This is a genomic window from Streptomyces sp. Xyl84, assembly GCF_059731885.1.
In genome coordinates this window covers 2,041,555-2,064,379 of sequence record NZ_AP029182.1, presented here as the reverse complement: position 1 = coordinate 2,064,379, position 22,825 = coordinate 2,041,555, and the positions used below count along the sequence as shown (strand labels likewise).

18 protein-coding genes and 1 pseudogene are annotated in these 22,825 nt (G+C 72.8%); 14 read left to right on the top strand and 5 right to left on the bottom strand.

The genetic code is table 11. The features are described from left to right. The first annotated feature begins 7 nt into the window (after positions 1-7). On the top strand, positions 8-739 hold the full coding sequence (locus AC6I72_RS08695) for a DUF4190 domain-containing protein (protein ID WP_498000285.1): 732 nt from the start codon (positions 8-10) through the stop codon (positions 737-739). Between the two features lie 326 nt (positions 740-1,065). Continuing rightward, positions 1,066-1,524, top strand: a complete 459-nt coding sequence (locus AC6I72_RS08690; RefSeq protein ID WP_498000284.1) for a DUF4190 domain-containing protein — start codon at positions 1,066-1,068, stop codon at positions 1,522-1,524. Between the two features lie 206 nt (positions 1,525-1,730). Here AC6I72_RS08690 and ybiA read toward each other — a convergent pair whose 3' ends face one another. Continuing rightward, a complete protein-coding gene (gene ybiA / locus AC6I72_RS08685; protein ID WP_498000283.1) occupies positions 1,731-2,291 on the bottom strand; it encodes a riboflavin biosynthesis intermediates N-glycosidase in 561 nt (186 codons plus the stop codon). Positions 2,292-2,498: 207 nt separating this feature from the next. Between ybiA and AC6I72_RS08680 the strand changes: the two genes are divergently transcribed. The 8 genes from AC6I72_RS08680 to AC6I72_RS08645 all read left to right on the top strand — a co-directional run bounded on the left by AC6I72_RS08680 (position 2,499) and on the right by AC6I72_RS08645 (position 12,238). Beyond that, positions 2,499-4,034 carry a gamma-aminobutyraldehyde dehydrogenase gene (locus tag AC6I72_RS08680; RefSeq protein ID WP_498000282.1) on the top strand — a complete coding sequence of 512 codons (1,536 nt, stop codon included), beginning with the start codon at positions 2,499-2,501 and terminating at the stop codon, positions 4,032-4,034. Positions 4,035-4,085: 51 nt separating this feature from the next. Continuing rightward, complete coding sequence (locus AC6I72_RS08675) at positions 4,086-5,333, top strand: ABC transporter substrate-binding protein (protein ID WP_498000281.1); 1,248 nt, start codon at positions 4,086-4,088, stop codon at positions 5,331-5,333. A 2-nt stretch (positions 5,334-5,335) separates the two neighbouring features. Then, positions 5,336-6,502 (top strand): ABC transporter ATP-binding protein, encoded by a 1,167-nt coding sequence (locus tag AC6I72_RS08670; protein ID WP_498000280.1) that lies wholly within the window; start codon positions 5,336-5,338, stop codon positions 6,500-6,502. Next, complete coding sequence (locus tag AC6I72_RS08665) at positions 6,502-7,431, top strand: ABC transporter permease (protein WP_498000279.1); 930 nt, start codon at positions 6,502-6,504, stop codon at positions 7,429-7,431. The genes AC6I72_RS08670 and AC6I72_RS08665 overlap by 1 nt, the downstream gene beginning before the upstream one ends. Next, on the top strand, positions 7,432-8,232 hold the full coding sequence (locus tag AC6I72_RS08660) for an ABC transporter permease (RefSeq protein ID WP_498000278.1): 801 nt from the start codon (positions 7,432-7,434) through the stop codon (positions 8,230-8,232). Positions 8,233-8,261: 29 nt separating this feature from the next. Continuing rightward, on the top strand, positions 8,262-9,680 hold the full coding sequence (locus tag AC6I72_RS08655) for an NAD(P)/FAD-dependent oxidoreductase (protein WP_498000277.1): 1,419 nt from the start codon (positions 8,262-8,264) through the stop codon (positions 9,678-9,680). A 165-nt stretch (positions 9,681-9,845) separates the two neighbouring features. Further along, positions 9,846-10,298 carry a hypothetical protein gene (locus AC6I72_RS08650; RefSeq protein ID WP_498000276.1) on the top strand — a complete coding sequence of 151 codons (453 nt, stop codon included), beginning with the start codon at positions 9,846-9,848 and terminating at the stop codon, positions 10,296-10,298. Between the two features lie 104 nt (positions 10,299-10,402). Next, complete coding sequence (locus AC6I72_RS08645; RefSeq protein ID WP_498000275.1) at positions 10,403-12,238, top strand: chitinase; 1,836 nt, start codon at positions 10,403-10,405, stop codon at positions 12,236-12,238. Here AC6I72_RS08645 and AC6I72_RS08640 read toward each other — a convergent pair. Next, positions 12,177-12,758 carry a phosphatase PAP2 family protein gene (locus tag AC6I72_RS08640; RefSeq protein ID WP_498004627.1) on the bottom strand — a complete coding sequence of 194 codons (582 nt, stop codon included), beginning with the start codon at positions 12,756-12,758 and terminating at the stop codon, positions 12,177-12,179. The two genes, AC6I72_RS08645 and AC6I72_RS08640, sit on opposite strands and share 62 nt — an antisense overlap. A 505-nt stretch (positions 12,759-13,263) precedes the next feature. Continuing rightward, the gene (gabT, locus tag AC6I72_RS08635; RefSeq protein ID WP_498000274.1) at positions 13,264-14,598 is read right to left on the bottom strand and encodes a 4-aminobutyrate--2-oxoglutarate transaminase; all 1,335 of its coding nucleotides are present in this window, start codon (positions 14,596-14,598) and stop codon (positions 13,264-13,266) included. A 313-nt stretch (positions 14,599-14,911) separates the two neighbouring features. Between gabT and AC6I72_RS08630 the strand changes: the two genes are divergently transcribed. The 3 genes from AC6I72_RS08630 to AC6I72_RS08620 all read left to right on the top strand — a co-directional run bounded on the left by AC6I72_RS08630 (position 14,912) and on the right by AC6I72_RS08620 (position 21,149). Next, the gene (locus AC6I72_RS08630; protein ID WP_498000273.1) at positions 14,912-17,542 is read left to right on the top strand and encodes an ATP/GTP-binding protein; all 2,631 of its coding nucleotides are present in this window, start codon (positions 14,912-14,914) and stop codon (positions 17,540-17,542) included. A 257-nt stretch (positions 17,543-17,799) separates the two neighbouring features. Beyond that, positions 17,800-19,467, top strand: a complete 1,668-nt coding sequence (locus AC6I72_RS08625; protein WP_498000272.1) for a PucR family transcriptional regulator — start codon at positions 17,800-17,802, stop codon at positions 19,465-19,467. Between the two features lie 236 nt (positions 19,468-19,703). After that, positions 19,704-21,149: an aldehyde dehydrogenase family protein gene (locus AC6I72_RS08620; RefSeq protein WP_498000271.1), complete on the top strand. Its 1,446-nt coding sequence runs from the start codon at positions 19,704-19,706 to the stop codon at positions 21,147-21,149. A gap of 82 nt (positions 21,150-21,231) precedes the next feature. On the opposite strand, the pseudogene AC6I72_RS08615 reads toward AC6I72_RS08620, so the two are convergent. Then, positions 21,232-21,456, bottom strand: a pseudogene (locus AC6I72_RS08615) (hypothetical protein); the annotation flags it as partial. Here AC6I72_RS08615 and AC6I72_RS08610 point away from each other — a divergent pair. Continuing rightward, entirely contained in the window at positions 21,440-21,568 is a 129-nt protein-coding gene (locus AC6I72_RS08610) for a hypothetical protein (RefSeq protein ID WP_498004877.1), read from the top strand. The pseudogene AC6I72_RS08615 and the gene AC6I72_RS08610 overlap by 17 nt on opposite strands. A 38-nt stretch (positions 21,569-21,606) precedes the next feature. Here the strand turns inward: AC6I72_RS08610 and AC6I72_RS08605 are convergent, their stop codons facing one another. Further along, positions 21,607-22,620 (bottom strand): LacI family DNA-binding transcriptional regulator, encoded by a 1,014-nt coding sequence (locus tag AC6I72_RS08605; protein ID WP_498000270.1) that lies wholly within the window; start codon positions 22,618-22,620, stop codon positions 21,607-21,609. Positions 22,621-22,825 lie beyond the last annotated feature (205 nt).

The window sequence follows — 22,825 nt, the reverse complement described above, 5'->3', positions numbered from 1 at the left end:
GGAGAACATGACGGACGGAACACGGGCGGGCGGCGACGCCGCCTCCGGGGACAATCCGTGGGCGCCGCCGGAGAGCGGCCCCTCCCTGGAGAAGCGTCCGCCCGCGCCCGCGCAGCCCCCCGTGCCGTCGCCGTCCGTGCACGACCAGGCCACCATGGCCTCGATGCCCGGCCTGCCCCCGGCCCCCGGCTTCCCGCCGCCGGGCCAGGGGACCCCCGCGGACGCCCCGCCCCCCGGTGACTTCGCCGTACCGCCGCCGCCCGTCGCCCCCACCGGCCCCGGGGTCTCGGCCGCCCCCGGCGGTTACGGCTACCCCGGCGGTCCCGGCCACCCGGGCGCCGGCTACCCCGGACAGCCCGGCTACCCCGGCTACCCGGCCTACGGCTGGCCCGGCATGCTCCCCGCCCCGCGCAACGGCATGGGCACGGCGGCCATGGTGCTGGGCATCCTGTCCTGCTGCCTGTTCTGCCTGTACGGCGTGGTCTCGGTGGTCCTCGGCATCCTCGCCGTGATCTTCGGCATCAAGGGGCGCCGCCGGGCCGAGCAGGGCCAGGCCGACAACCGCGGCCAGGCCCAGGCCGGTTTCGTCACCGGTGTCATCGGGATCGTCCTGGGCATCGCGATGATCGTCGTGTGGATCGTGCTGATCACGACCGCCGTCCACGAGTCCCGCACCACGGACCCGTACTACTACGACGGCGCCGCACGTCCGTCCGCGACGGTCCTCGCCGACCACTGAGCACCGACGGCTGACCGCTGACGCCTGACCGCCGGCCGTGGGCCACTGACGGTGACGGCCGACCGCAGGCCGCCGATCACTGACCGCTGAGACCGGCGGCCGGACCAGGCCGCCCGCGCACCGCGGCCCCGGCCGTCCGACGGACGGCGTCGTCCCGCCCCCGGCCACCGCGCCGAAGACGCCGGTGCCCCGCGTCCGGCCACCGCGCCCGCGACGCCGGTCGGCCGTCCCGCCCACTGCCCGGCAGACAGCGCCGACCGACCCCAACCGGCGTGCCGAGCAGGGCATTACGATGCCTTGACTGTCAACGGAGGGGAAACCACACCATGTCCAACGCCCAGCCCGCACCCGACGGCTTCGGACCGCCGTCCCAGCCGCCGCAGCAGCCCGCACCGGGCTACGGCTACCCGCAGTCCAACCCCAACTACGGTTACCCGCAGGCAGGTCCCTCCTACCCGGCCGCGCCGCCCGTGGGCTACCCGCAGGCACCCGGGTACGGCATGCCCATGCAGCCGAGCAACGGCATGGGCACCACCGGACTGGTGCTGGGCATCATCGGCGTCGTCTGCAGCCTGACCTTCTTCCTGTGGTTCTTCGGGATCATCCTGGGCATCCTCGGGATCATCTTCGGCGCCATCGGGCGGGGCAAGGCCAACCGCGGCGAGGCCACCAACAAGGGCGCCGCGACCGGCGGCCTGGTCTGCGGCATCATCGCCACGGTGGTCCTGCCGCTGCTGGGCATCCTGGTGTTCGCCAGCATCATGGGCAGCGCCAGCACGTTCTGAGGACCCGCACGGCGGGGCCGGCCGGGGCGGGCACTGCCCGCCCCCACCGGCCGGCCCTCGCCGCCGCCGCCCCACCGAGATCATGCGCGCGAGCACGCCCGTTCCTCGCGCGAAACCCCAGCGGTGCGCGCGGGTGCACCGGCCCCGCCTCCACGGCGCCTCCGGATGCCCCCCCCGCAGCCGCTGACGGGCCGCCTCCCGCACTCCTACGCAGCCTCCCGCAGCCGCTCCCGCGCCGCCATCAGCGCGAAGCCCAGGAGGTTCGGGCCGTGCCAGCGCTCCGGGTCCGTTGCCGCCTCGTCATCGGCGGCCAGGCCGATGCCCCAGACGCGGTCCACCGGGGAAGCCTCCACCAGCACCCGGTCGCCGGTGGCGAGCAGGAACTCCCGCAGTCCGGGGTGGGCGGCGAACTTGTGGACGCTGCCCTCCACCACGATCCCGAAGCGCTCGCGCGCCCATGCCGCGTCGTCGAAACCGCGCACCAGCCGCCCGGCCTTCTTCGCCTGCGCCGGATGCGCCGCGGCCAGCGCCCGCCGCTCCGCCTCCGCGTCGCCGAACAGCCGCGCCTTGGCCGCCATCATCCAGTGCTCGGCGGTCGCGTACGTCACGCCGTCGACGGTGAACGGCGACGGCCACCACTGGCTCAGGCAGCCCGCGCCCACCTGACCGTCCGGCCGCGGCCGGTGCCCCCAGAAGTGCAGGTACTTGATCCTCGCCCCCGCGCGGACCTCCCTGATCAGGGATTCCTGTGAATCGATCTTCCCCATGCACGCGAGTGTGGCAGGCACCACTGACACTCCGTCCCGCCTTTTCCGTGCCGACTCGACACCTGGTCGACAGATTCCGTCGCGTAACCAAAAGGCAACAACGGAATCACTTGTTGGTGCCCCTTTGCTCTGTCAGGATCGGCACTCAATTCGAGCCGGAGCTACGCCACCGGCCCCTGAACGGGGGTGGTGGCGGAGGAGAGCGACATGCACAAGCCGGGCACCGCCACCCCGGAACGATTCCCCGCGCAGGACCGTTTCGCCCGCGGCGCGCAGTTCATCGCCGGACGTCTCGCCGAGGGCACCTCGGGCGGCACGCACGCCGTGGTCGACCCGGCCACCGGCGAGGAGGTCCTCAGCTACGAGCCGGCCGGTCCGGACGACGTCGACGCGGCGGTCGCCGCCGCGCGCGCCGCGTTCCCCGGCTGGGCGGGCGCCACCCCCGGCGAGCGGTCGGACGCGCTGCACCGCTTCGCGGCCGTGCTCGCCGAGCGCGCCGAGGACTTCGCCCGCGCCGAGTCCCTGCAGTGCGGCAAGCCGCTCAAGCTGACCCGCGAGTTCGACGTGCCGGGCACGATCGACAACACCGCGTTCTTCGCCGGCGCCGCCCGCCACCTCCAGGGCCAGGCCGCCGCCGAGTACTCCGGCGACCACACCTCCTACGTGCGCCGTGAGCCCGTCGGCGTCATCGGCTCCATCGCGCCCTGGAACTACCCCCTCCAGATGGCCGCCTGGAAGATCCTCCCGGCGATCGCCGCCGGCAACACCATCGTCCTGAAGCCCGCCGAACTGACCCCGCTCACCTCGCTGATGTTCGCCCAGGCGGCCACCGACGCGGGGATCCCGGACGGTGTGATCAACATCGTCACCGGCACCGGCCGGGAGGCCGGTCAGCACCTGGTCGCCCACCCCGACGTGGCGATGACGTCCTTCACCGGCTCCACGGGCGTGGGCAAGCGGGTCGCCGAGATCGCCACCGCCACCGTCAAGCGCCTCCACCTGGAGCTGGGCGGCAAGGCGCCCTTCGTCGTCTTCGACGACGCCGACCTGGACGCTGCGGTCAACGGCGCGGTCGCGGGCTCGCTCATCAACACCGGCCAGGACTGCACGGCCGCCACCCGCGCGTACGTGCAGCGCCCCCTGTACGAGGAGTTCGTGACGCGGACCGCGGCCCTGATGGAGAGCGTCCGGCTCGGCGACCCGTTCGCCGCCGGCACCGACCTCGGCCCGCTGGTCTCGCACGCCCAGCGCGACCGCGTCGCCGGTTTCGTCGAGCGGGCGCGTGGCTACGCGCGCGTGGTCACCGGCGGAGAGGCACCGCAGGGCGACCTGAAGAGCGGCGCCTACTACCGGCCCACCCTGGTCGCGGACGCCCCCCAGGACAGCGAGATCGTCCAGTCGGAGATCTTCGGCCCGGTCCTGGTCGTCCTGCCCTTCGACAGCGACGACGAGGGCATCGCGCTGGCCAACGACACGCCCTACGGCCTGGCCGCCTCCGCCTGGAGCCGGGACGTCTACCGGGCGAACCGGGCCACCCGCGAGATCAAGGCGGGCTGCGTGTGGGTCAACGACCACATCCCGATCATCAGCGAGATGCCGCACGGCGGCTACAAGTCCTCCGGCTTCGGCAAGGACATGTCCGCGTACTCCTTCGAGGAGTACACCCAGGTCAAGCACGTCATGTTCGACAACACCGCGGTGGTCCGCAAGGACTGGCACCGCACGATCTTCGGAGACCGATAGCCACACTCCGGCCCGCGCCCGGCCGGACCCTCCCGAAAGGGCACCACGCGCATGGAGCAGTACGAGCCCGACCGCCCGTCACCGGCCCGCCCGGCCGTCCCCGGGCGGCATCTGCCGGGCGGCAGGGCCGCCCTCACCCGCCGTTCGCTGCTGCGCGCCGGCGCGGGCGGCGCGTTCTTCCTCGGAGCCCTCGGGACGCTGAGCGCCTGCGGCATCCCGGCGGCCGGCCGGACGCAGGACGGCGCCGCGTCCGAGGACCACTCGGCGGGGGAGAAGACCGTGAACTTCTCCAACTGGCCCGAGTACATCGACGTCGACGACAGCGGCAAGCACCGTCCGACGCTGGAGACGTTCACCCGGCGCACCGGGATCAAGGTCACCTACACCGAGGACATCAACGACAACAACGAGTTCTTCGGCAAGATCAAACCGCAGCTCGCCGCCGGCCAGGACACCGGCCGGGACCTCGTCGTCCTCACCGACTGGCTGGCCGCGCGGGTCATCCGGCTCGGCTGGGCGCAGAAACTGGACCCGGCCAACCTGCCGCACGCCTTCGCCAACCTCGCCGGGCAGTTCCGCGCCCCCGAATGGGACCCGGGGCACGCCTACTCCTACCCCTGGCAGGGCGTCTCCGTCGTCATCGCCTTCAACAAGAAGGCGCTCGACGGCGTCGAGGTGAAGTCGGTCTCCGACCTGCTGGACAACCCGAAGCTCAAGGGACGGGTCGGTTTCCTCTCCGAGATGCGCGACAGCATGGGCATGACCCTGCTCGACATGGGCAAGGACCCCGGGAAGTTCACCGCCGACGACTTCGACGCGGGGATCGCCCGGATCCAGAAGGCCGTCGACAAGGGGCAGATCCGCCGCTTCACCGGCAACGACTACACCTCCGACCTCACCAAGGGCGACCTGGCCGCCTGCCTGGCCTGGGGCGGCGACGTCGTCCAGCTCCAGGCCGACAACCCGGACGTCGACTACCTCATCCCGCAGGCCGGTTACATCACCGGCACCGACTGCATGCTGGTCCCCGCCAAGGCCCGGCACAAGGCGAACGCCGAGCGGCTGATCGACTTCTACTACGAGCCGGAACAGGCCGCCGCGCTCGCCGCGTACACCAACTACGTGTCTCCGGTGGACGGTGTGCGGCCCTACCTGGCGAAGATCGACAAGACCGCGGCGGAGAACCCGCTGATCCTGCTCGACAAGGCCACGGCCGCCAAGTCGCACGCCTTCCGCTTGCTGAGCGAGCAGGAAGAGGCGGCCTTTGAAGAGAAGTACGCGAAGCTCACAGGGGCGTGACGATGAAGACCACAACAGACGCGACGGAACACAGCGGTGACGTCCGCCTCTCGCAGATCAGCAAGCGCTACGGCGCCTTCACCGCCGTGCACCCGCTCGACCTGACCGTGCCGCAGGGCTCCTTCTTCGCCCTGCTCGGCGCCTCCGGCTGCGGCAAGACCACCACCCTGCGCATGATCGCCGGGCTGGAGGAGCCCACCGCGGGCACCGTCCACCTCGGCGACCAGGACGTGACCCACCTGCCGCCCTACAAGCGCCCGGTGAACACGGTCTTCCAGTCCTACGCCCTCTTCCCGCACCTCGACATCTTCGAGAACGTCGCCTTCGGCCTGCGCCGGCGCGGCGTCAAGAGCGTGAAGAAGCAGGTCGAGGAGATGCTGGACCTCGTCCAGCTCGGCGAGCAGGCCCGCAAGAAGCCGCACCAGCTCTCCGGCGGTCAGCAGCAGCGCGTCGCCGTGGCCCGCGCCCTGATCAACCACCCCAAGGTGCTGCTGCTCGACGAGCCGCTCGGCGCCCTGGACCTCAAGCTGCGCCGCCAGATGCAGCTGGAGCTCAAGCGCATCCAGACCGAGGTCGGCATCACCTTCGTGCACGTCACCCACGACCAGGAGGAGGCCATGACCATGGCCGACACGGTCGCCGTGATGAACGCCGGACGCGTCGAACAGCTCGGCTCGCCCACCGACCTCTACGAGAACCCGCGCACCACGTTCGTCGCCAACTTCCTCGGCAGCTCCAACTTCATCGAGGCCGAGGTCCACACGGTGGGCGGGGACGAGATAGTCCTCAGCGCCGGCGGCGGCAGGCTCGCCCTGCCCAGGGCGCGGTGTTCCGCACCGGCCGGCGCCGGCGGCAGGGTGCTGGCCGGAGTCCGTCCGGAGAAGATCTCCCTCACCCACGCCGACGACGCGGGCGACGTCCCCGAGGGCCGCAACCGCATCACCGGCCGCATCGCCGACTCCAGCTTCATCGGCGTCTCCACGCAGTACGTGATCGACAGCCCCGTCTGCGCCGGCTTCGAGGTGTACGCCCAGAACATCGACCGCGACCCGCGCCTGGTGCCCGGTGCCGAGGTCGTCCTGCACTGGAACCCGGCCCACACCTTCGGCCTGGACGCCGCCCAGGACGCCGCCGCCGGTGCCGGGCCGGCCGAGGAGGACGCCGCCTGATGTCCGCCGTCACCGAGGCGCCGCCCCCGCTCGCGCCCCCCGCACCCCGGACGAAGCCGCCGCGCAGGCGCGGCCGCCTCACCCCGTACTGGCTGCTGCTGCCCGGCATCCTGTGGCTGGTCGTCTTCTTCGCGCTGCCGATGATCTACCAGGCCTCCACGTCGGTGCAGACCGGCTCCCTGGAACAGGGCTACAAGGTCACCTGGCACTTCGTGACCTACTGGGACGCCCTGTCGGAGTACTGGCCGCAGTTCCTGCGCTCGGTGCTCTACGCGGCCTCCGCGACGATCCTGTGCCTGCTGCTCGGCTATCCGCTCGCGTACCTGATCGCGTTCCGGGCGGGCCGCTGGCGCAACCTGATCATGATCCTGGTGATCGCGCCGTTCTTCACCAGCTTCCTGATCCGCACCCTCGCCTGGAAGACGATCCTCGCGGACGGCGGCCCGGTCGTCGGCGCCCTCGGCGCGCTGCACGTCCTGGACGTCACCAACTGGCTCGGCTGGACCTCCGGCGACCGCGTGCTGGCCACCCCCCTCGCGGTGGTGTGCGGGCTGACGTACAACTTCCTGCCCTTCATGATCCTTCCGCTGTACACCTCTCTGGAGCGGATCGACGGGCGGCTGCACGAGGCGGCCGGCGACCTGTACGCCAGGCCCGTCACCACCTTCCGCAAGGTCACCTTCCCGCTCTCCATGCCCGGCGTGGTCTCCGGCACCCTGCTGACGTTCATCCCGGCCGCCGGTGACTACGTCAACGCCGACCTGCTCGGCTCGACCGACACCCGCATGGTCGGCAACGTCATCCAGTCGCAGTTCCTGCGGATCCTGGACTATCCGACGGCCGCAGCCCTCTCCTTCATCCTGATGGCCGCGATTCTCGTCATGGTCACCGTCTACATCCGCCGGTCCGGGACGGAGGATCTCGTCTAAATGCCCTTCGTCACCTGGCTCAAGCGCCATCTCGTCGTCATCGCGGGACTGCTGACGCTCGGATACCTGCTCCTGCCGAACATCGTGGTCACGGTCTTCTCCTTCAACAAACCGAAGGGCCGCTTCAACTACGAGTGGCAGAAGTTCTCCACCGACGCGTGGAAAGACCCGTGCGGTGTCGCCGGAATGTGCGGGTCGCTCTCGCTCAGCCTCCAGATCGCCGTCTGGGCGACCCTCGGCGCCACGCTGCTGGGCACGATGATCGCCTTCGCGCTGGTCCGCTACCGCTTCCGCGCCCGCGGTGCCGTCAACTCGCTGATCTTCCTGCCGATGGCGATGCCCGAGGTCGTCATGGCCGCCTCGCTGCTCACCCTCTTCCTCAACATGGGCGCCCAGCTGGGTTTCTGGACCATCCTGATCGCCCACATCATGTTCTGCCTCAGCTTCGTCGTCACCGCCGTCAAGGCGCGCGTGATGTCGATGGACCCGCGGCTGGAACAGGCCGCGCAGGACCTCTACGCCGGCCCGTTCCAGACGTTCGTGCGGGTCACCCTGCCGATCGCGGCACCCGGAATCGCCGCGGGCGCGCTGCTCGCCTTCGCGCTCTCCTTCGACGATTTCATCATCACCAATTTCAACGCGGGCTCCACCGTCACCTTCCCCATGTTCGTCTGGGGTTCGGCGCAGCGCGGCACACCCGTTCAGATCAATGTCATCGGTACGGCCATGTTCGTCATCGCCGTACTGTTCGTCCTGGTCTCCATGGCCATCAGCAATCGCCGTACCAAGCAAAAGGCATGACTCACATAACTCTGTAGGGAGTTGAAATCATGGCCCCGAGCGCCATGACCCGTTGGACCGGTTCACTTTCCGAGGCACAGCCCACCCCCTACTGGCTGGACGACCCCGGCCGCCCCCGCCCCGAGGCCGCCCTGACCGGCGCGGAGACCTGCGACCTGCTCGTCGTCGGCGGCGGCTACAGCGGACTGTGGACCGCACTGATCGCCAAGGAGCGCGATCCGGCCGCCGACGTGGTGCTCGTGGAGGGCCGCGAGGCGGGCTGGGCGGCCTCCGGCCGCAACGGCGGTTTCTGCGCCGCCTCGCTCACCCACGGACTGTCCAACGGCCTCACCCGGTGGCCGGACGAGATCCACCGGCTGGAGCGGCTGGGCGCCCGCAACCTCGACGCCATCGAGGAGGCGGTCGCCCGCCACGGCATCGACTGCGAGTTCGAGCGCACCGGTGAGATCGACGTGGCCACCGAGCCCTACCAGGCCCGGGAACTGCGCGAGTGGCACGCGGAGCTGGAGGAGAAAGGACTCGCCGAGGGCATCGAACTGCTCGACCGGGACGCCGTGCGCGCACAGGTCGCCTCACCGACCTTCGAGGCCGGCCTCTGGGACCGCCGGGGCGTGGCCATGCTCCACCCGGCCAAGCTCGCCTGGGGCCTCAAGCGGGCCTGCCTGCGGCTCGGCGTCCGCGTCTACGAGCACACCCCCGCCCTCACGCTCAGGCCGTACGGCGCGGGCATGAGCGTACGCACCCCCTACGGCGGCGTCCGCGCCCGCCAGGTGGCGCTGGGCACCAACGTCTTCCCCAGCCTGGTCAGGCGGGTCCGGCCGTACACCGTCCCGGTCTACGACTACGCCCTGATGACCGAGCCGCTGACCGCGGCGCAGCTGGAGTCCGTCGGCTGGAAGAACCGCCAGGGGCTGGGCGACTCCGCCAACCAGTTCCACTACTTCCGGCTCTCCGCCGACAACCGGATCCTGTGGGGCGGCTACGACGCGGTCTACCCCTACGGCGGCCGGGTGCGCGCCGAGTACGACGACCGCCCGCCGACGTACGCCAAGCTCGCCGGGCACTTCTTCACCTGCTTCCCGCAGCTCGAAGGCGTCCGCTTCAGCCACGCCTGGGGCGGTGCGATCGACACCTGCTCGCGCTTCTCGGCCTTCTTCGGCACCGCCCACCAGGGCAAGGTCGCCTACGCGGCCGGGTACACCGGCCTGGGCGTCGGCGCGACCCGCTTCGGCGCCGAGGTGATGCTCGACCTGCTGTCCGGCGAGCGCACCGAGCGCACCGAACTGGAGATGGTCCGCAGGAAGCCGCTGCCCTTCCCGCCCGAGCCGCTGGCCTGGACCGGCATCGCGCTGACCAAGTGGTCACTGGCGCGGGCGGACGCGCACGACGGCCGGCGCAACCTGTGGCTGCGGACCATGGACCGGCTCGGGCTGGGCTTCGACAGCTGAGGCGCCGGCGGGCCGACGGGCGGGCCCGCCGCCGTGCGCCCAGGGCGCACCGTGACCCGGTTCACTCCAAAAGGGCCGGCGAACCCGCGTAATGCCCGGTGCGGACCTCCCTCTGGGTTCGTGGGCGCGACAGTGCGCGTCCACGACGAAGAGGGAGGTCTCTCCATGACCGGGACGAAGACGGCGGTCGAGTGGCTGGCATCCGTCGCACCGGATCCGCGTGCCTGCCGCAGGGAGTGGGAGCGCAACCCCCACGGGGCCGCCCTGCTGCCCGCGGGCAGGGCCTGGGACGTCCTGTTCCTGCCGGGCGGACTCGGCTACCCCACGCTCGACGTGCTGAGCCGGGTGCTCGACCGGCTCGGCCCGGTCCTCGCCGACTTCGGCGACGGCCGCCTGGGATTCCTCGTACCGCCGGGCACCGCGGCCCGCTGGGTCGGCACGGGCGTCCGCGGCGCCGGGCCCGGCACCTGGATCGTCGTCCCCTGCCCGGGCAGGACCGCCGGCACCCTGCGCTGGCTGGTCCCGCCCGACGGTTCGGGCACCCTCACCGACCCGGCGCTGCTGGAACTGGCGATGCACGAGGCGGCGGCGGGCCTGGCCACGGAGGGCGAGGACTGACCCCGCGCACCGCCGGACGACGCCAGAGGTCTTGACATCCCAATTGGTCTGGACCAAATTGGGCGCGCTCCACCCTCCAAACTCCCCCTTGCCCGGAGGCACTTGTGGAACGCGACAGACGATCCGGACCAGCGGCGCGCCGGCTGCTCGCCGGACTCACGGCCACGCTGCTGGCCGTGCCCGGCATCACCGCGCTCTCGTCGGCCGCCCGTGCGGCCGACGCCGGCCCCGCGCTCGACGGCGGCTTCGAGTCCGGCCTGGACGGCTGGACCTGCACGCCGACCGCCAAGACGGTCACCAGCCCCGTCCACGGCGGCACGGCCGCGCTGCAGGCGACCCCGGCCGGCAGCGACAACGCCCAGTGCGCCCGGACGGTGTCCGTCCAGCCCGACTCCCAGTACACGCTGTCCGGTTACGTCCGCGGCTCCTACGTCTACCTCGGCGCGAGCGGCACCGGCACCACCGACACCTCCGCCTGGACCCAGTCCGCCGCCGACTGGCAGCAGCTCACCACGACCTTCCGCACCGGCGCCGCCACCACCGAGGTCACCGTCTACACCCACGGCTGGTACGGCACCGGCGCCTACTACGCCGACGACATCTCGCTCACCGGCCCCGCCGGCACCCCCGGCCAGCAGCCGCCCGCCGCCCCCACCGGCCTGAAGACCGGCACCGTCACCGCCACCACCGTGGACCTGTCCTGGTCACCCGTGACGGGCGCGACCGGCTACGCCGTCTACCGCGACGGCACGAAGGTCCAGACGGCCACCGGCACCAGCGCGACCGTCACCGGCCTCACCCCCGCCACCGCGTACAGCTTCCAGGTCGCCGCCGTGAACGCCGCCGGCGAGTCCGCGAAGTCGGCCGCGGCGGCCGCGACGACGGCGGCGGACCCGGGCGGCCCCGGCAACGGCCAGAACCCCGGCCTGCCCGCCCACGCCCTCGTCGGCTACCTGCACGCGAGCTTCGCCAACGGCTCCGGCTACACCCGCATGGCCGACGTCCCCGACAGCTGGGACGTGATCGACCTGGCCTTCGGCGAACCCACCTCGGTCACCTCCGGCGACATCCGCTTCAACCGCTGCCCCGTCACCGAATGCCCCGGCGTGGAGAGCGACGCCGACTTCAAGGCCGCCGTCAAGGCCAAGCAGGCCGCGGGCAAGAAGGTCCTGATCTCCATCGGCGGCCAGAACGGCCAGGTCCAGCTGACCACGACGGCCGCGCGGGACACCTTCGTCTCCTCCGTCTCGAAGATCATCGACGAGTACGGCCTGGACGGCCTCGACATCGACTTCGAGGGCCACTCCCTGTCCCTGAACGCCGGCGACACCGACTTCAGGAACCCGACCACGCCCGTGATCGTCAACCTGATCTCCGCACTGAAGACCCTCAAGGCCAGGTACGGCGCCAGGTTCGTCCTGACGATGGCCCCGGAGACCTTCTTCGTGCAGATGGGCTACCAGTACTACGGCACGGGCAAGTGGGGCGGCCAGGACCCGCGCTGCGGCGCCTACCTCCCGGTCATCCACGCCCTGCGCGACGACCTGACCCTGCTCCACGTCCAGGACTACAACTCCGGCCCGATCATGGGCCTGGACAACCAGTACCACTCCATGGGCGGCGCGGACTTCCACATCGCGATGACCGACATGCTCCTCACCGGCTTCCCGGTGGCCGGGGACACCACCCGTGTCTTCCCGCCGCTGCGCCCCGACCAGGTCGGCATCGGCATGCCGGCCTCCACCCAGGCGGGCAACGGCTACGTCGCCCCCGCCGAGGTCACCAGGACCCTGGACTGCCTCACCAGGAAGACCGGCTGCGGCTCGTACACCACCCACGGCACCTGGCCGGGCCTGCGCGGCCTGATGACCTGGTCGATCAACTGGGACCGCTTCGGGGACTGGCAGTTCCAGAAGAACTTCGACGCGTACTTCGGCTGAGCACCGCGAGCGGCGCGAGCAGGACGAGCCCCAGACACCAGCCGGCCACCACGTCCAGCGGCCAGTGGTAGCCGCGCCGCACCAGCCCGTACGACACCGCGAGCACCAGCACGGCGCACCCGGCGACCGCCCGTCGCCGGGCCGGCGCCGTCCCCAGCCACGGCAGGAGCACGATGACCGCACCTCCGTAGGCGAGCAGCGCCGTGGCGGTGTGGCCGGAGGGGAAGTACCCGGTCCCCGGCGGCATGACGGAGGTGCCCGGCCGCGCGATCCACTCCTTCAGCGGCACGATCAGCACGGGCAGCACCGCCATCGTCACCAGCGCCGCGAGCGGCACCCCCCACCACCGGACCGCGCCGTCCCGCCGCCCCCGCCAGGCCGCCCAGCCCGCCGCCACCAGCAGCACCGGCACCGCGACCTGCACGTTCCCGAGATCGGACAGCACCTCGGAGAAGCGGTCCGGGTGCAGCAGGCCGGCACTGACCCACCGGTCGGCCCGCAGCAGCGGACCGTGGTCCATGACCTGCCAGGTGATCAGCACGAAGAGCGCGAGGGGGATCCAGGTCGTTCGAGGGTTCGGCACGGCACACAGCTTCGCAGAGGGGCCGTCGTGTCCCGCCGGGCCGGGTGGCGGCCGGGCACCGGCCGCGGACATGCCGAAGGGCCGGCGCAAAGGGGGGGTTCTGCGTCGGCCCTTCGAAGGACGGCCGTCCATGCGATTGCAGCCGTCCTGACCGGAACGTCGCGCGCCCCGGGGGGTTTGGGGCGAGCGACCGTCCGATCGGTGAGGAGACCCGGGGCCCGGGGGCCCCGGTGGTGTGCGCGAGGCACGGACCAGGTCGAAGCTGGGGAGGCTACGGCCTGATGCCGTCCGCAGTCTCCTGCGGGCGGGGTGTATCTCTCATCTGGAGAGAACCTACGGCAGGGCGGGGGGCGAGGACAGTCCGATCGGCGTCCTGTCATCCACCCCGCACACCTTCTTCACACGGTCTGCCGCCCCCGTGTCACCTGTGCGCGGACGCCGCTCAGATGCGCGCGAACGCCTGCTCGATGATGTCGAGGCCCTCGTTCAGGAGGTCCTCGCCGATCACCAGCGGGGGCAGGAAACGCAGGACGTTGCCGTAGGTGCCGCAGGTCAGGACCAGCAGGCCCTCGGCGTGGCAGGCCTTGGCGAGCGCGGCGGTCGCCTCCGGGTGCGGCTCTTTCGTCGTACGGTCCTTGACCAGCTCGATCGCGATCATCGCGCCGCGCCCGCGGACGTCGCCGATGACGTCGAACTTCTCGGCCATGGCGGACAGGCGGTCCTTCATGACCTCCTCGATCCGCTTGGCCTTCGCGTTGAGGTCGAGTTCCTTCATCGTCTCGATGGCGCCGAGGGCACCGGCGCAGGCCACCGGGTTGCCGCCGTAGGTGCCGCCCAGGCCGCCCGCGTGCGCGGCGTCCATGATCTCGGCGCGGCCGGTCACGGCGGCCAGCGGCAGACCGCCCGCGATGCCCTTCGCCGTGGTGATCAGGTCCGGCACGATGCCCTCGTCCTCGCACGCGAACCACTGGCCGGTGCGGCAGAAGCCGGACTGGATCTCGTCGGCGACGAAGACGATCCCGTTGTCGGCGGCGAACTGGCGGATCGCCGGCAGGAAGCCCTTGGCGGGCTCGATGAACCCGCCCTCACCGAGCACCGGCTCGATGATGATCGCGGCCACGTTGTCCGCGCCGACCTGCTTGGTGATCTGGTCGATGGCCTGCGCGGCGGCCTCCGGACCCGCGTTCTGGGCACCCGTGGGCCAGCGGTAGCCGTAGGCGACCGGCACGCGGTACACCTCGGGGGCGAACGGGCCGAAACCGTGCTTGTACGGCATGTTCTTCGCCGTCAGCGCCATGGTGAGGTTCGTACGGCCGTGGTAGCCGTGGTCGAAGACGACGACGGCCTGCCGCTTGGTGTACGCGCGGGCGATCTTCACCGCGTTCTCGACGGCCTCGGCGCCGCTGTTGAACAGGGCCGACTTCTTCGCGTGGTCACCCGGGGTCAGCTCGGCCAGCGCCTCGGCGACGGCCACGTAGCCCTCGTAGGGGGTGACCATGAAACAGGTGTGGGTGAAGTCGGCGAGCTGCGCGGAGGCACGGCGTACGACGGCCTCGGCGGAGGCGCCCACGCTGGTCACGGCGATGCCGGAACCGAAGTCGATGATGCGGTTGCCGTCGACGTCCTCGATGATGCCGCCGCCGGCGCGCGTCACGAAGACCGGCAGCGTGGAGCCCACGCCCTGCGCGACCACGGCCGTACGGCGGGCCTGCAGCTCCTGCGACTTCGGGCCGGGGATGGCGGTGACGACGCGGCGCTCCTGCTCAAGTGCGGTCATGGGGGCTCCCTGAAGAGATCATGCGTTGGGGGGCTTGTTCGAGGACGGCGTTTTTCGGACGCTTTTCCTTCTTTTCTCGCAGGTTAGGACCGCGGAAGGAGGGTGGGCATGCTCCATGTGGGCGTTGTCGGCGGTCGGGGTTGTCCGCGGTGGATATAGAGGTGGACGGGGGAGGGGCACGCACCGGACGAGACGGACACCGGCACCCGCACGGGCCGCCCCGCCGCGCGATCGGTGAACTCCCCTTCGCCGAGGGTTAGATTGACTCGCTGATGGTGACGGTGGACGAACGGCTGGCCGGGGAGCGACGGCGATGGACGACGGCGGGACGCAGGACGCGCGGGGCACGCATCCGAAGCATGCGGACCCTGGACCGCAGGACGCGCACACCGCGTCACCGCACGCGACGCCGGTGCCGCGTCCCACGGCGCCCCGGGACATCCCGGCGGTGCCGCCCCGGCCCGCCCGCCCGCCGGCGGCACCGGGGGCGCCCTGGACAGCGGTGGCACAGCCCGCGCAGGCGGCCCGGCATGCTCCGGGTACGCCGCCGACGCAGGCCGCGCCGAATGCACCTGGCATCTCGGACGGTTCCGGCTTTTCAGGCGCCTCCGGCCACTCCGGTGCCTCCGGCTTTCCCGGTGCCGCCCGCTCCGCCGTCGCCGAATGGCTCGACGCTCCCCGGCCCACCGCCGCGCCCGGTATCTGGCGACTCGGTCACCGGCCGCCCAAGGGCGGTGAGGGCACCCCCGGCCGTCTGCCGTCCATCACCGTCGTCGGACTGCTCATTCCGCTGGCCGTCGCCCTGCTGGTGTGGTCCCTGTGGCGGCAGGGCGCCCTGCCCTACGAATCGGCTCCGCTGAAACTCTTCACGCCGGACGACTGGTGGTGGGGCGGGACGGTCTCCCCGAAGGGGTGGCAGGGGAGCGAGGCCCGGGTCGTCTACGACGGCGTCTTCTTCGCCGTGCTCGTCTACGCCGTCGCACGGCTGGGCGGCTGGCCCGAGGTCCTGGGTCACTTCGTGGGCCGCCGTCCGCAGCCCTCCCGCGCCCTGTTCTCCGCCATCGGCGCGCTCGGTGCCCTGAGTCTCGTCTTCCCCGAGGCCTTCCCGCTGGCCGGCTGGGACGCGGTACCGGTCGTCGCCCCGCTGTTCTCCCTGGCGGCCCTGATCTCGGGCGGCTACGACCTGTTCGCCTCGCAGCTCTTCACCGACACCCTGTACGCCCTGATCACCCTCCTGGTCGTCTGGCCCTTCGCCCGTCTCGGCGGCTGGTGGGCGTACGGGCGGGAGCTGGTCGCGCGGCGGCGGGCCGCCGCCGATCCGGCCGCGCCGCCGCCCGCCGACCTGCCCCGCTCCCAGTGGCCCGGGCTGCGGCACGCGGGCCAGCACCAGGCCGCCGACGTGCTCACCGCCGAGGTGGCCGCGGGGCGGATGAACGACGTCGACTGCGCCCGCGTCGAGCGCGCCTGGGAGGGCGCCCGGCGCGAGGCGCGGCCCGCCGTCTTCGCGGACACCGTGCTGCGCCACGGCGGCGCCGCCTGGACCCACCCCTCCGGACAGCGCGACCTGCCCGCCCGAGCCGCCCGGCACGACCTGCTGGAGGGCCAGGTGCGGCTCGGGCGCTGGGTGGCGGGGGAGCGGACGCCGCGCGCCTACCACGACGCCGGCGCGGCCCTCGGCCCGGACCTGCTGGGCACCTCCCTGCTCGTGGTCGGACCGCCCGGCTCCGGCAAGACCCGGCACGTCGTCGGGCCGGTCACCGAGGCACTGACCCTCCAGGCCCTGACCGGCCGGTGCGCGGTCGTCACCGTCTGCGCCGCCGGTACGCCGCTCGGCCCCGACAGCGCCTATGACGTCGTCGTGCGGATCGGCGACCCCGCCTCCGCGCACGACCTGGATCCGTACGCCGAGTCCGAGGACCCCGACGAGGCCGCCGCCTTCCTCGCCGAGGCGCTGGTCGGCGACCTCGACACCGTGAGCACCCAGAGCGCCGCCACCGCGCTCGCCCAGCTGCTCGGCCCCTACCGCGCCGTGCACGGCCGCTTCCCCGCGCTGCCGGTGCTGCGCGAACTGCTGGAGGGTGACCCCGGGGCCCTGGCCGCGCTGCGCGCGGGCCTGGCCGCGGGGGAACGCGCTCCCGAGGACACCGGCGGGCGCCCCGACGCGCACGCCGTGATGCGCCGCGAGCTGGACGCCCGGATGCGTCAGGCCGGCGGCGCGGCGGACGCCGGCCCGGCCCTCGCCGACCGGCTCGCCCTGCTGGACCGGCCCGTCTTCGCCGGCTTCTTCGGCAGCGCCGCCACCGGCGACCGGCCCTTCTCGCTGCGCGCCGTCGCCCACCACCCGCTGCGGGTCCGCATCGAGCTGCCCGAGCGCGGACACGAGGAGGCCTCCCGGATCATCACCCGGCTGGTCCTGGCCCAGTTCCACGGCGTCGTGCGGGAGGCCCGCCGCCCGCACTTCGCCTGCCTGGTCCTGGACGACGCCACCGGCACCGTCACGGCCGAGTCGGTCCGCCGCATCCAGCGGCTGCGCGCGCACGACGCCGGGGTCGTCCTCGCGCTCCGCTCGGTCGCGGACGTGCCGGAGGCCCTGCACGGTCCGCTGCTGGGGGCCGTGGGCTGCCGCATGGCGCTGTCCGGGGTGACCACCTGGGACGGCAGCCGGTTCGCGCACGCCTGGGGCACCGAGTGGGTGGAGACCAAGGAGGTCGCCAAGCACACCGTCTTCGCCGACCAGCCGATGACCCGGGCCCTCCACGCCCTGCGCAAGCTGGTCACCGGCAAGGCGGTGACCACCGACGCCGTCACCACCAAGCAGGTCGAGCGCGAACGCTGGTCCGCCTCGCAGCTGGCCCACGAGGTGCCGCCCGGGCACGGCGTGCTGTCGCTGACCAGTGTGGCGGGCGAGCATGCCCCGCCGCTCCTGGTGGACCTGCGCGGCTGAACCCCGCACCGGCCCCGCACCGCCCCCGGCCACCAAGTGGACCGGACGGCCCCGGACGGCCGTCCGGTTCGCGCCGACCGTACAGTGAGGCAGAATCGACACAGGCCGTTCATACGTGACGGCCAAAACACCGCATCCGTCACCAGTTCACCGGATCGGCGTTCTCCGGATCACCGGTCACCGGCCACGGTCACCTGGTCATCCGGGCGACCCGGCTGACCCCAGCTCACCCAGACCTCCGCAGACCTGAAGGTCCCATGCCCCCGACGCTCGCCTCACTCGTCCACCACTCCGCGCTCAAGCTGACCGTGCGCGCGGGCGGGGACCGCCTGGACGTGCCCGTCCGCTGGGCGCACGTCAGCGAGCTGGCCGACCCCGTGCCGTACATGGAGGGCGGCGAGCTGCTGCTGATCACCGCGCTCAAACTGGACGCGGAGGATCCCAAGGCGATGCGCCGCTATGTGAAGCGGCTGGTCGCGGCCGGTGTGGTGGGGCTCGGCTTCGCCGTCGGGGTGAACTACGAGGAGATCCCCGAGGCGCTCGTCGCGGCGGCCGAGGAGGAGGGCCTGCCCCTGCTGGAGGTACCGCGGCGCACCCCCTTCCTCGCGATCAGCAAGGCGGTCTCGGCCGCCATCGCCGCCGACCAGTACCGGGCGGTCACGGCGGGCTTCGCCGCCCAGCGCGAACTGACCCGGCAGGCCCTGAACTCCGGCCCCGAGGGGCTGCTCACCGCCCTGGCCGCCCAGGTCGACGGCTGGGCGGCGCTCTACGACGCCTCGGGCGCCGTCGTCGCCACCGCACCCGAGTGGGCGGTCCGCAGGGCCGCCCGGCTCACCGCGGACGTCGAACGGCTGCGCGACCGCCCCGCGCCCGCCTCCGCCGTCGTCGGCGGACCCGAGACCGAGGACCGCGTCGAACTGCACTCCATCGGCACCGGGCGCCGCCCGCGCGCCGCGCTCGCCGTCGGCACCGCCGCCGCCCTCGGCACGGCCGAGCGGTACGCCGTGCACTCCGCCATCGCCCTGCTGACCCTCACCACCGAACGCTCCCGCTCCCTGCACGCCGCCGAGCAGCGGATCGGCGCGGCCGTGCTGCGCATGCTGCTCGCCGGTCAGCCCGACCACGCGCGGGCCGTCGCCGGGGACCTGTACGGCAGCCTGCTGGACGCGCCGTTCCGGGTGATCGTCGCCGAGTCGGCCTCCGCGTCCGCCGCGCGGGCGCACGCCGACGCGCACGCGCGGGTGCTGGCCGCCAGGCCCGCCCCGGCCGCCGTGCCGGCCGCCGTCGGCACCGGGGGCGACCCGCTGGCGGGCCTGGCCGAGGTGGTGGAGGCCGCCGCGGCACGCTCCGGGGAGGCGGTGCTCGTGGTGCCCGACGGGGCGCGTCTGGTGGTGCTGGCCGGGGACGGCAGCACGTCCGTCTCCGCCTGCGCGGAGTACGCGGGCGCCCTGGAGGCCGCGCGGGCCGCCGCGGTGTCCGAGCAGGCGGCGGGGGAGGAGGACGAACTGGTCGTCGGCCTGTCGGCCCCGGCCGGTCCGATCGCCGCCGCGGCCGCGTTCAAGCAGGCCGAGCAGGCGCTGTCCGTGGCGCGACGGCGCGGGCGGGTGCTGGTCGAGCACGAGCAGCTCGCGTCGGGGTCCGTGCTGCCGCTGCTGGCCGACGACGCGGTGCGCGCGTTCGCGGACGGGCTGCTGCGGGCGCTGTACGAGCACGACGCGACCGGCCGCGGGGACCTGGTGGCCAGCCTGCGGGCCTGGCTGTCGCGGCACGGCCAGTGGGACGCGGCGGCGGCCGACCTCGGCGTGCACCGCCACACCCTGCGCTACCGGATGCGGCGCGTGGAGGAGATCCTCGGCCGCTCGCTGGACGACCCGGACGTACGGATGGAACTGTGGCTGGCCCTCAAGGCGACGGCGAGCGAGTAGTGCTCCGGCCGGAACGGTCCGCCGGGAAGCCGCCGGGCGGCGCGGGCCGGTGAACCTTTCCGTTCACAGCACCGGCACGGGCCTGCCCGCGCCCGGACGACCGCCTGCGCCAAACCGGCGCACACCCCCTCCCCAGTGCTCCACCCCGGACAAACGCCGCCCGGTCGTCCCCGGCCTACCGTTGTCGACGCAAGTACTCACCTCACCTCCAACGCGGAAGGGCCGGGACTCGTCCAATGACATCCACCACCGCCTTCTGGCTCGCCGGCCGCCAGGCCACCGGCGAGGACACCTTCGACGTCACCTCCCCGTGGGACGGCCGGACCGTCGGGCAGGTCAGCCTGCCGACCGACGCCCAGGTCGAGGAGGCCGTGGCCGCCGCGCACGCCGTGCTGGAGGAGTTCGCCGCCACCCCGGCCCACGTACGCGCCGCCGCTCTGGACCACGTCGGCAAGCGGCTCGGCGAGCGCGCCGAGGAGATCGCCCAGCTGATCTCCGCCGAGAACGGCAAGCCCGTCAAGTGGGCGCGCGGTGAGGTCGGGCGCGCGGTGTCGGTGTTCCGGTTCGCCGCGGAGGAGGCCCGCCGGTTCAACGGCGGCGAGGCCCAGCGCCTGGACACCGACGGCGGCGGCCAGGGCCGCCTCGCGCTGACCCGCCGCTTCCCCAAGGGCGTCGTCCTCGGTATCGCGCCGTTCAACTTCCCGCTGAACCTGTGCGCCCACAAGGTCGCCCCGGCCATCGCCGCCGGTGTCCCGATCATCCTCAAGCCGGCCCCGGCAACCCCGCTGTCCGGCCTGATCCTCGGTGAGCTGCTCGCCGAGACGGAGCTGCCCGCCGGTTCCTGGTCGATCCTGCCGGTCTCCAACGACCGTATGCCCGCCCTGGTCCAGGACGAGCGGCTGCCGGTCATCTCCTTCACCGGGTCCGAGAAGGTCGGCTACGCGATCATGGACTCGGTGCCGCGCAAGCACTGCACCCTGGAGCTGGGCGGCAACGGCGCGGCCGTCGTCCTCGGCGACTGGGCGAGCGACGAGGACCTGGACTGGGCGGCGAGCCGCATCGCCACCTTCTCCAACTACCAGGGCGGCCAGTCCTGCATCTCCGTGCAGCGGGTGATCGCCGACGCCGCCGTGTACGACCGGCTGCTGCCGCGCATCGTCGCCGCCGTCGAGGCCCAGGTCACCGGTGACCCGGCGGACCCGAAGACGGACGTCGGCCCGCTGGTCAGCGAGGACGCCGCGCGCCGCGTGGAGTCCTGGGTGCAGGAGGCCGCCGACGCCGGCGCCGCCGTGCTCACCGGCGGCAAGCGCGACGGCGCCTCCTACGCGCCGACCGTCCTCGCCGAGGTGCCGGCCCACGTGACGATCGCCCGCGAGGAGGTCTTCGGCCCGGTCCTGACCGTGCAGAAGGTGAACGGCGAGGCCGAGGCGTTCGCCGCGGTCAACGACTCCAAGTACGGCCTGCAGGCAGGCGTGTTCACCCACGACGTGCAGACCGCCTTCCGCGCCCACCGCGTCCTCGAGGTCGGCGGCGTGGTCGTCGGCGACGTGCCGTCCTACCGTGCCGACCAGATGCCCTACGGCGGCGCCAAGCAGTCCGGCGTCGGCCGCGAGGGCGTGCGCTACGCGATGGACGACTACACCTACGAGCGCGTCCTCGTGCTGACCGGCCTGGCCCTGTAGGCGGGACGGTCCCCCACCGGCGACGGCCGGAGCCCACTGTGCGGGGGCTCCGGCCGTCGCCGTCCGCCGTCCCTCGCGGGCCTCAGCCGGTGAAGCCGACGTGCGCGAGCCGCACCGGGCCGTGCAGCCGGAGGCGGACGTCGTGCACGCCGTCGGCGGCGAACGCCGCCCGGACCGCCGGGTAGTCGTACGGACCCGAGGTGGGCGTGGCCGGGGTGAGCACGGCCGCCGCGTCGTCGTCCGACAGGATCTCGACGGTGCCCCCGCCCGCCGGCTCGGCGGTCACCTCGGTGACGCCGTCCCCGAAGCCGCTGCGCCCCGGCCGCGGCCACCGCATCGGGGTGCGGACCACCCGAGGCGCCCGGCAGCTGGACCTGGTCGCCGGGGAGGACCGCGTCCTGGGCCTGCGGACGCGGTGAACGCCCCCGCCGGACGTGGGGGAGGGGACGGGAGTCCGTCAGGGGGCCGTCGGCGCCGGTCCGGAACTCGCGCGCACGGTCAGCTCGGGTGCGATGAGGACCACCTCGGCACCCTCGCGCCCGTCGAGCTTGGCCACCAGGCGCTCGACGGCGTGCCGGCCCATCTCCTGGGCGGGGACGGCGACCGAGGTCAGCCGGACGGAGGCCTGGACGGCGACCTGCTCGGGGCAGATCGCGGCCACCGACACGTCCTCGGGCACGGCCCGGCCCTGCTGGCGCAGCAGGGCGAGCAGCGGCTCCACAGCGGACTCGTTCTGCACGACGAAGCCCGTGGTGCCCGGCCGCTCGTCGAAGATCCGGGCCAGGGTCGCCGCCATCGCGTCGTAGCCGCCCTCGCAGGGGCGGTGCAGCACCTTCAGGCCCAGCTCGCGCGCCCGGGAGCGCAGCCCGTCCAGGGTGCGTTCGGCGAAGCCGGTGTGCCGTTCGTAGACGGCGGGCGCCTCACCGATGACGGCGATGTCGCGGTGGCCCAGCTTCGCCAGGTGCTCCACGCACAGCGCGCCGGTCGCGCCCCAGTCGAGGTCGACGCAGGTCAGTCCGGTGGCGTCGGCGGGCAGTCCGATGAGGACGCAGGGCTGGTGGGTGCCGCGCAGCAGGGGCAGCCGCTCGTCCTCCAGCTCGACGTCCATCAGGATCATCGCGTCGGCGAGTCCGCTGCCCGTCACCCGGCGCACGGCGTCGGGACCCTCCTCGCCGGTGAGCAGCAGGACGTCGTACCCGTGGGCGCGGGCGGTGGTCGCCACGGCGATGGCGATCTCCATCATCACCGGCACGTACATGTCCGTGCGCAGCGGGATCATCAGGGCGATGATGTTCGACCTGCTGCTGGCCAGTGCGCGGGCGCCCGCGTTCGGGTGGTAGCCCAGCTCGCGGATGCTGTGCTCGACCCGCTCCCGGGTGCTCGCGGAGATGGACCGCTTGCCGCTGAGGACATAGCTCACCGTGCTCGCCGAGACTCCGGCGTGCTGTGCGACCTCGGCGAGGGTGACCATCAGCTCTCCAAGCTTTGTGAAGCGCTTCGACAGTGCGCATGACCGGCAGGGTGATTGTGAGGGTGGTTCGACAGTAGCCCCAAGTGCGATCAGGTGTCCATGGGCTGTCGAAGCGCTTCGACACATGTCCCATCCGACGGTCACCGACAGGCCCGGACGCCCCTTCCGTGCCCGCCCCGGCGCACCCCCTGCCCGCACCCTCCCC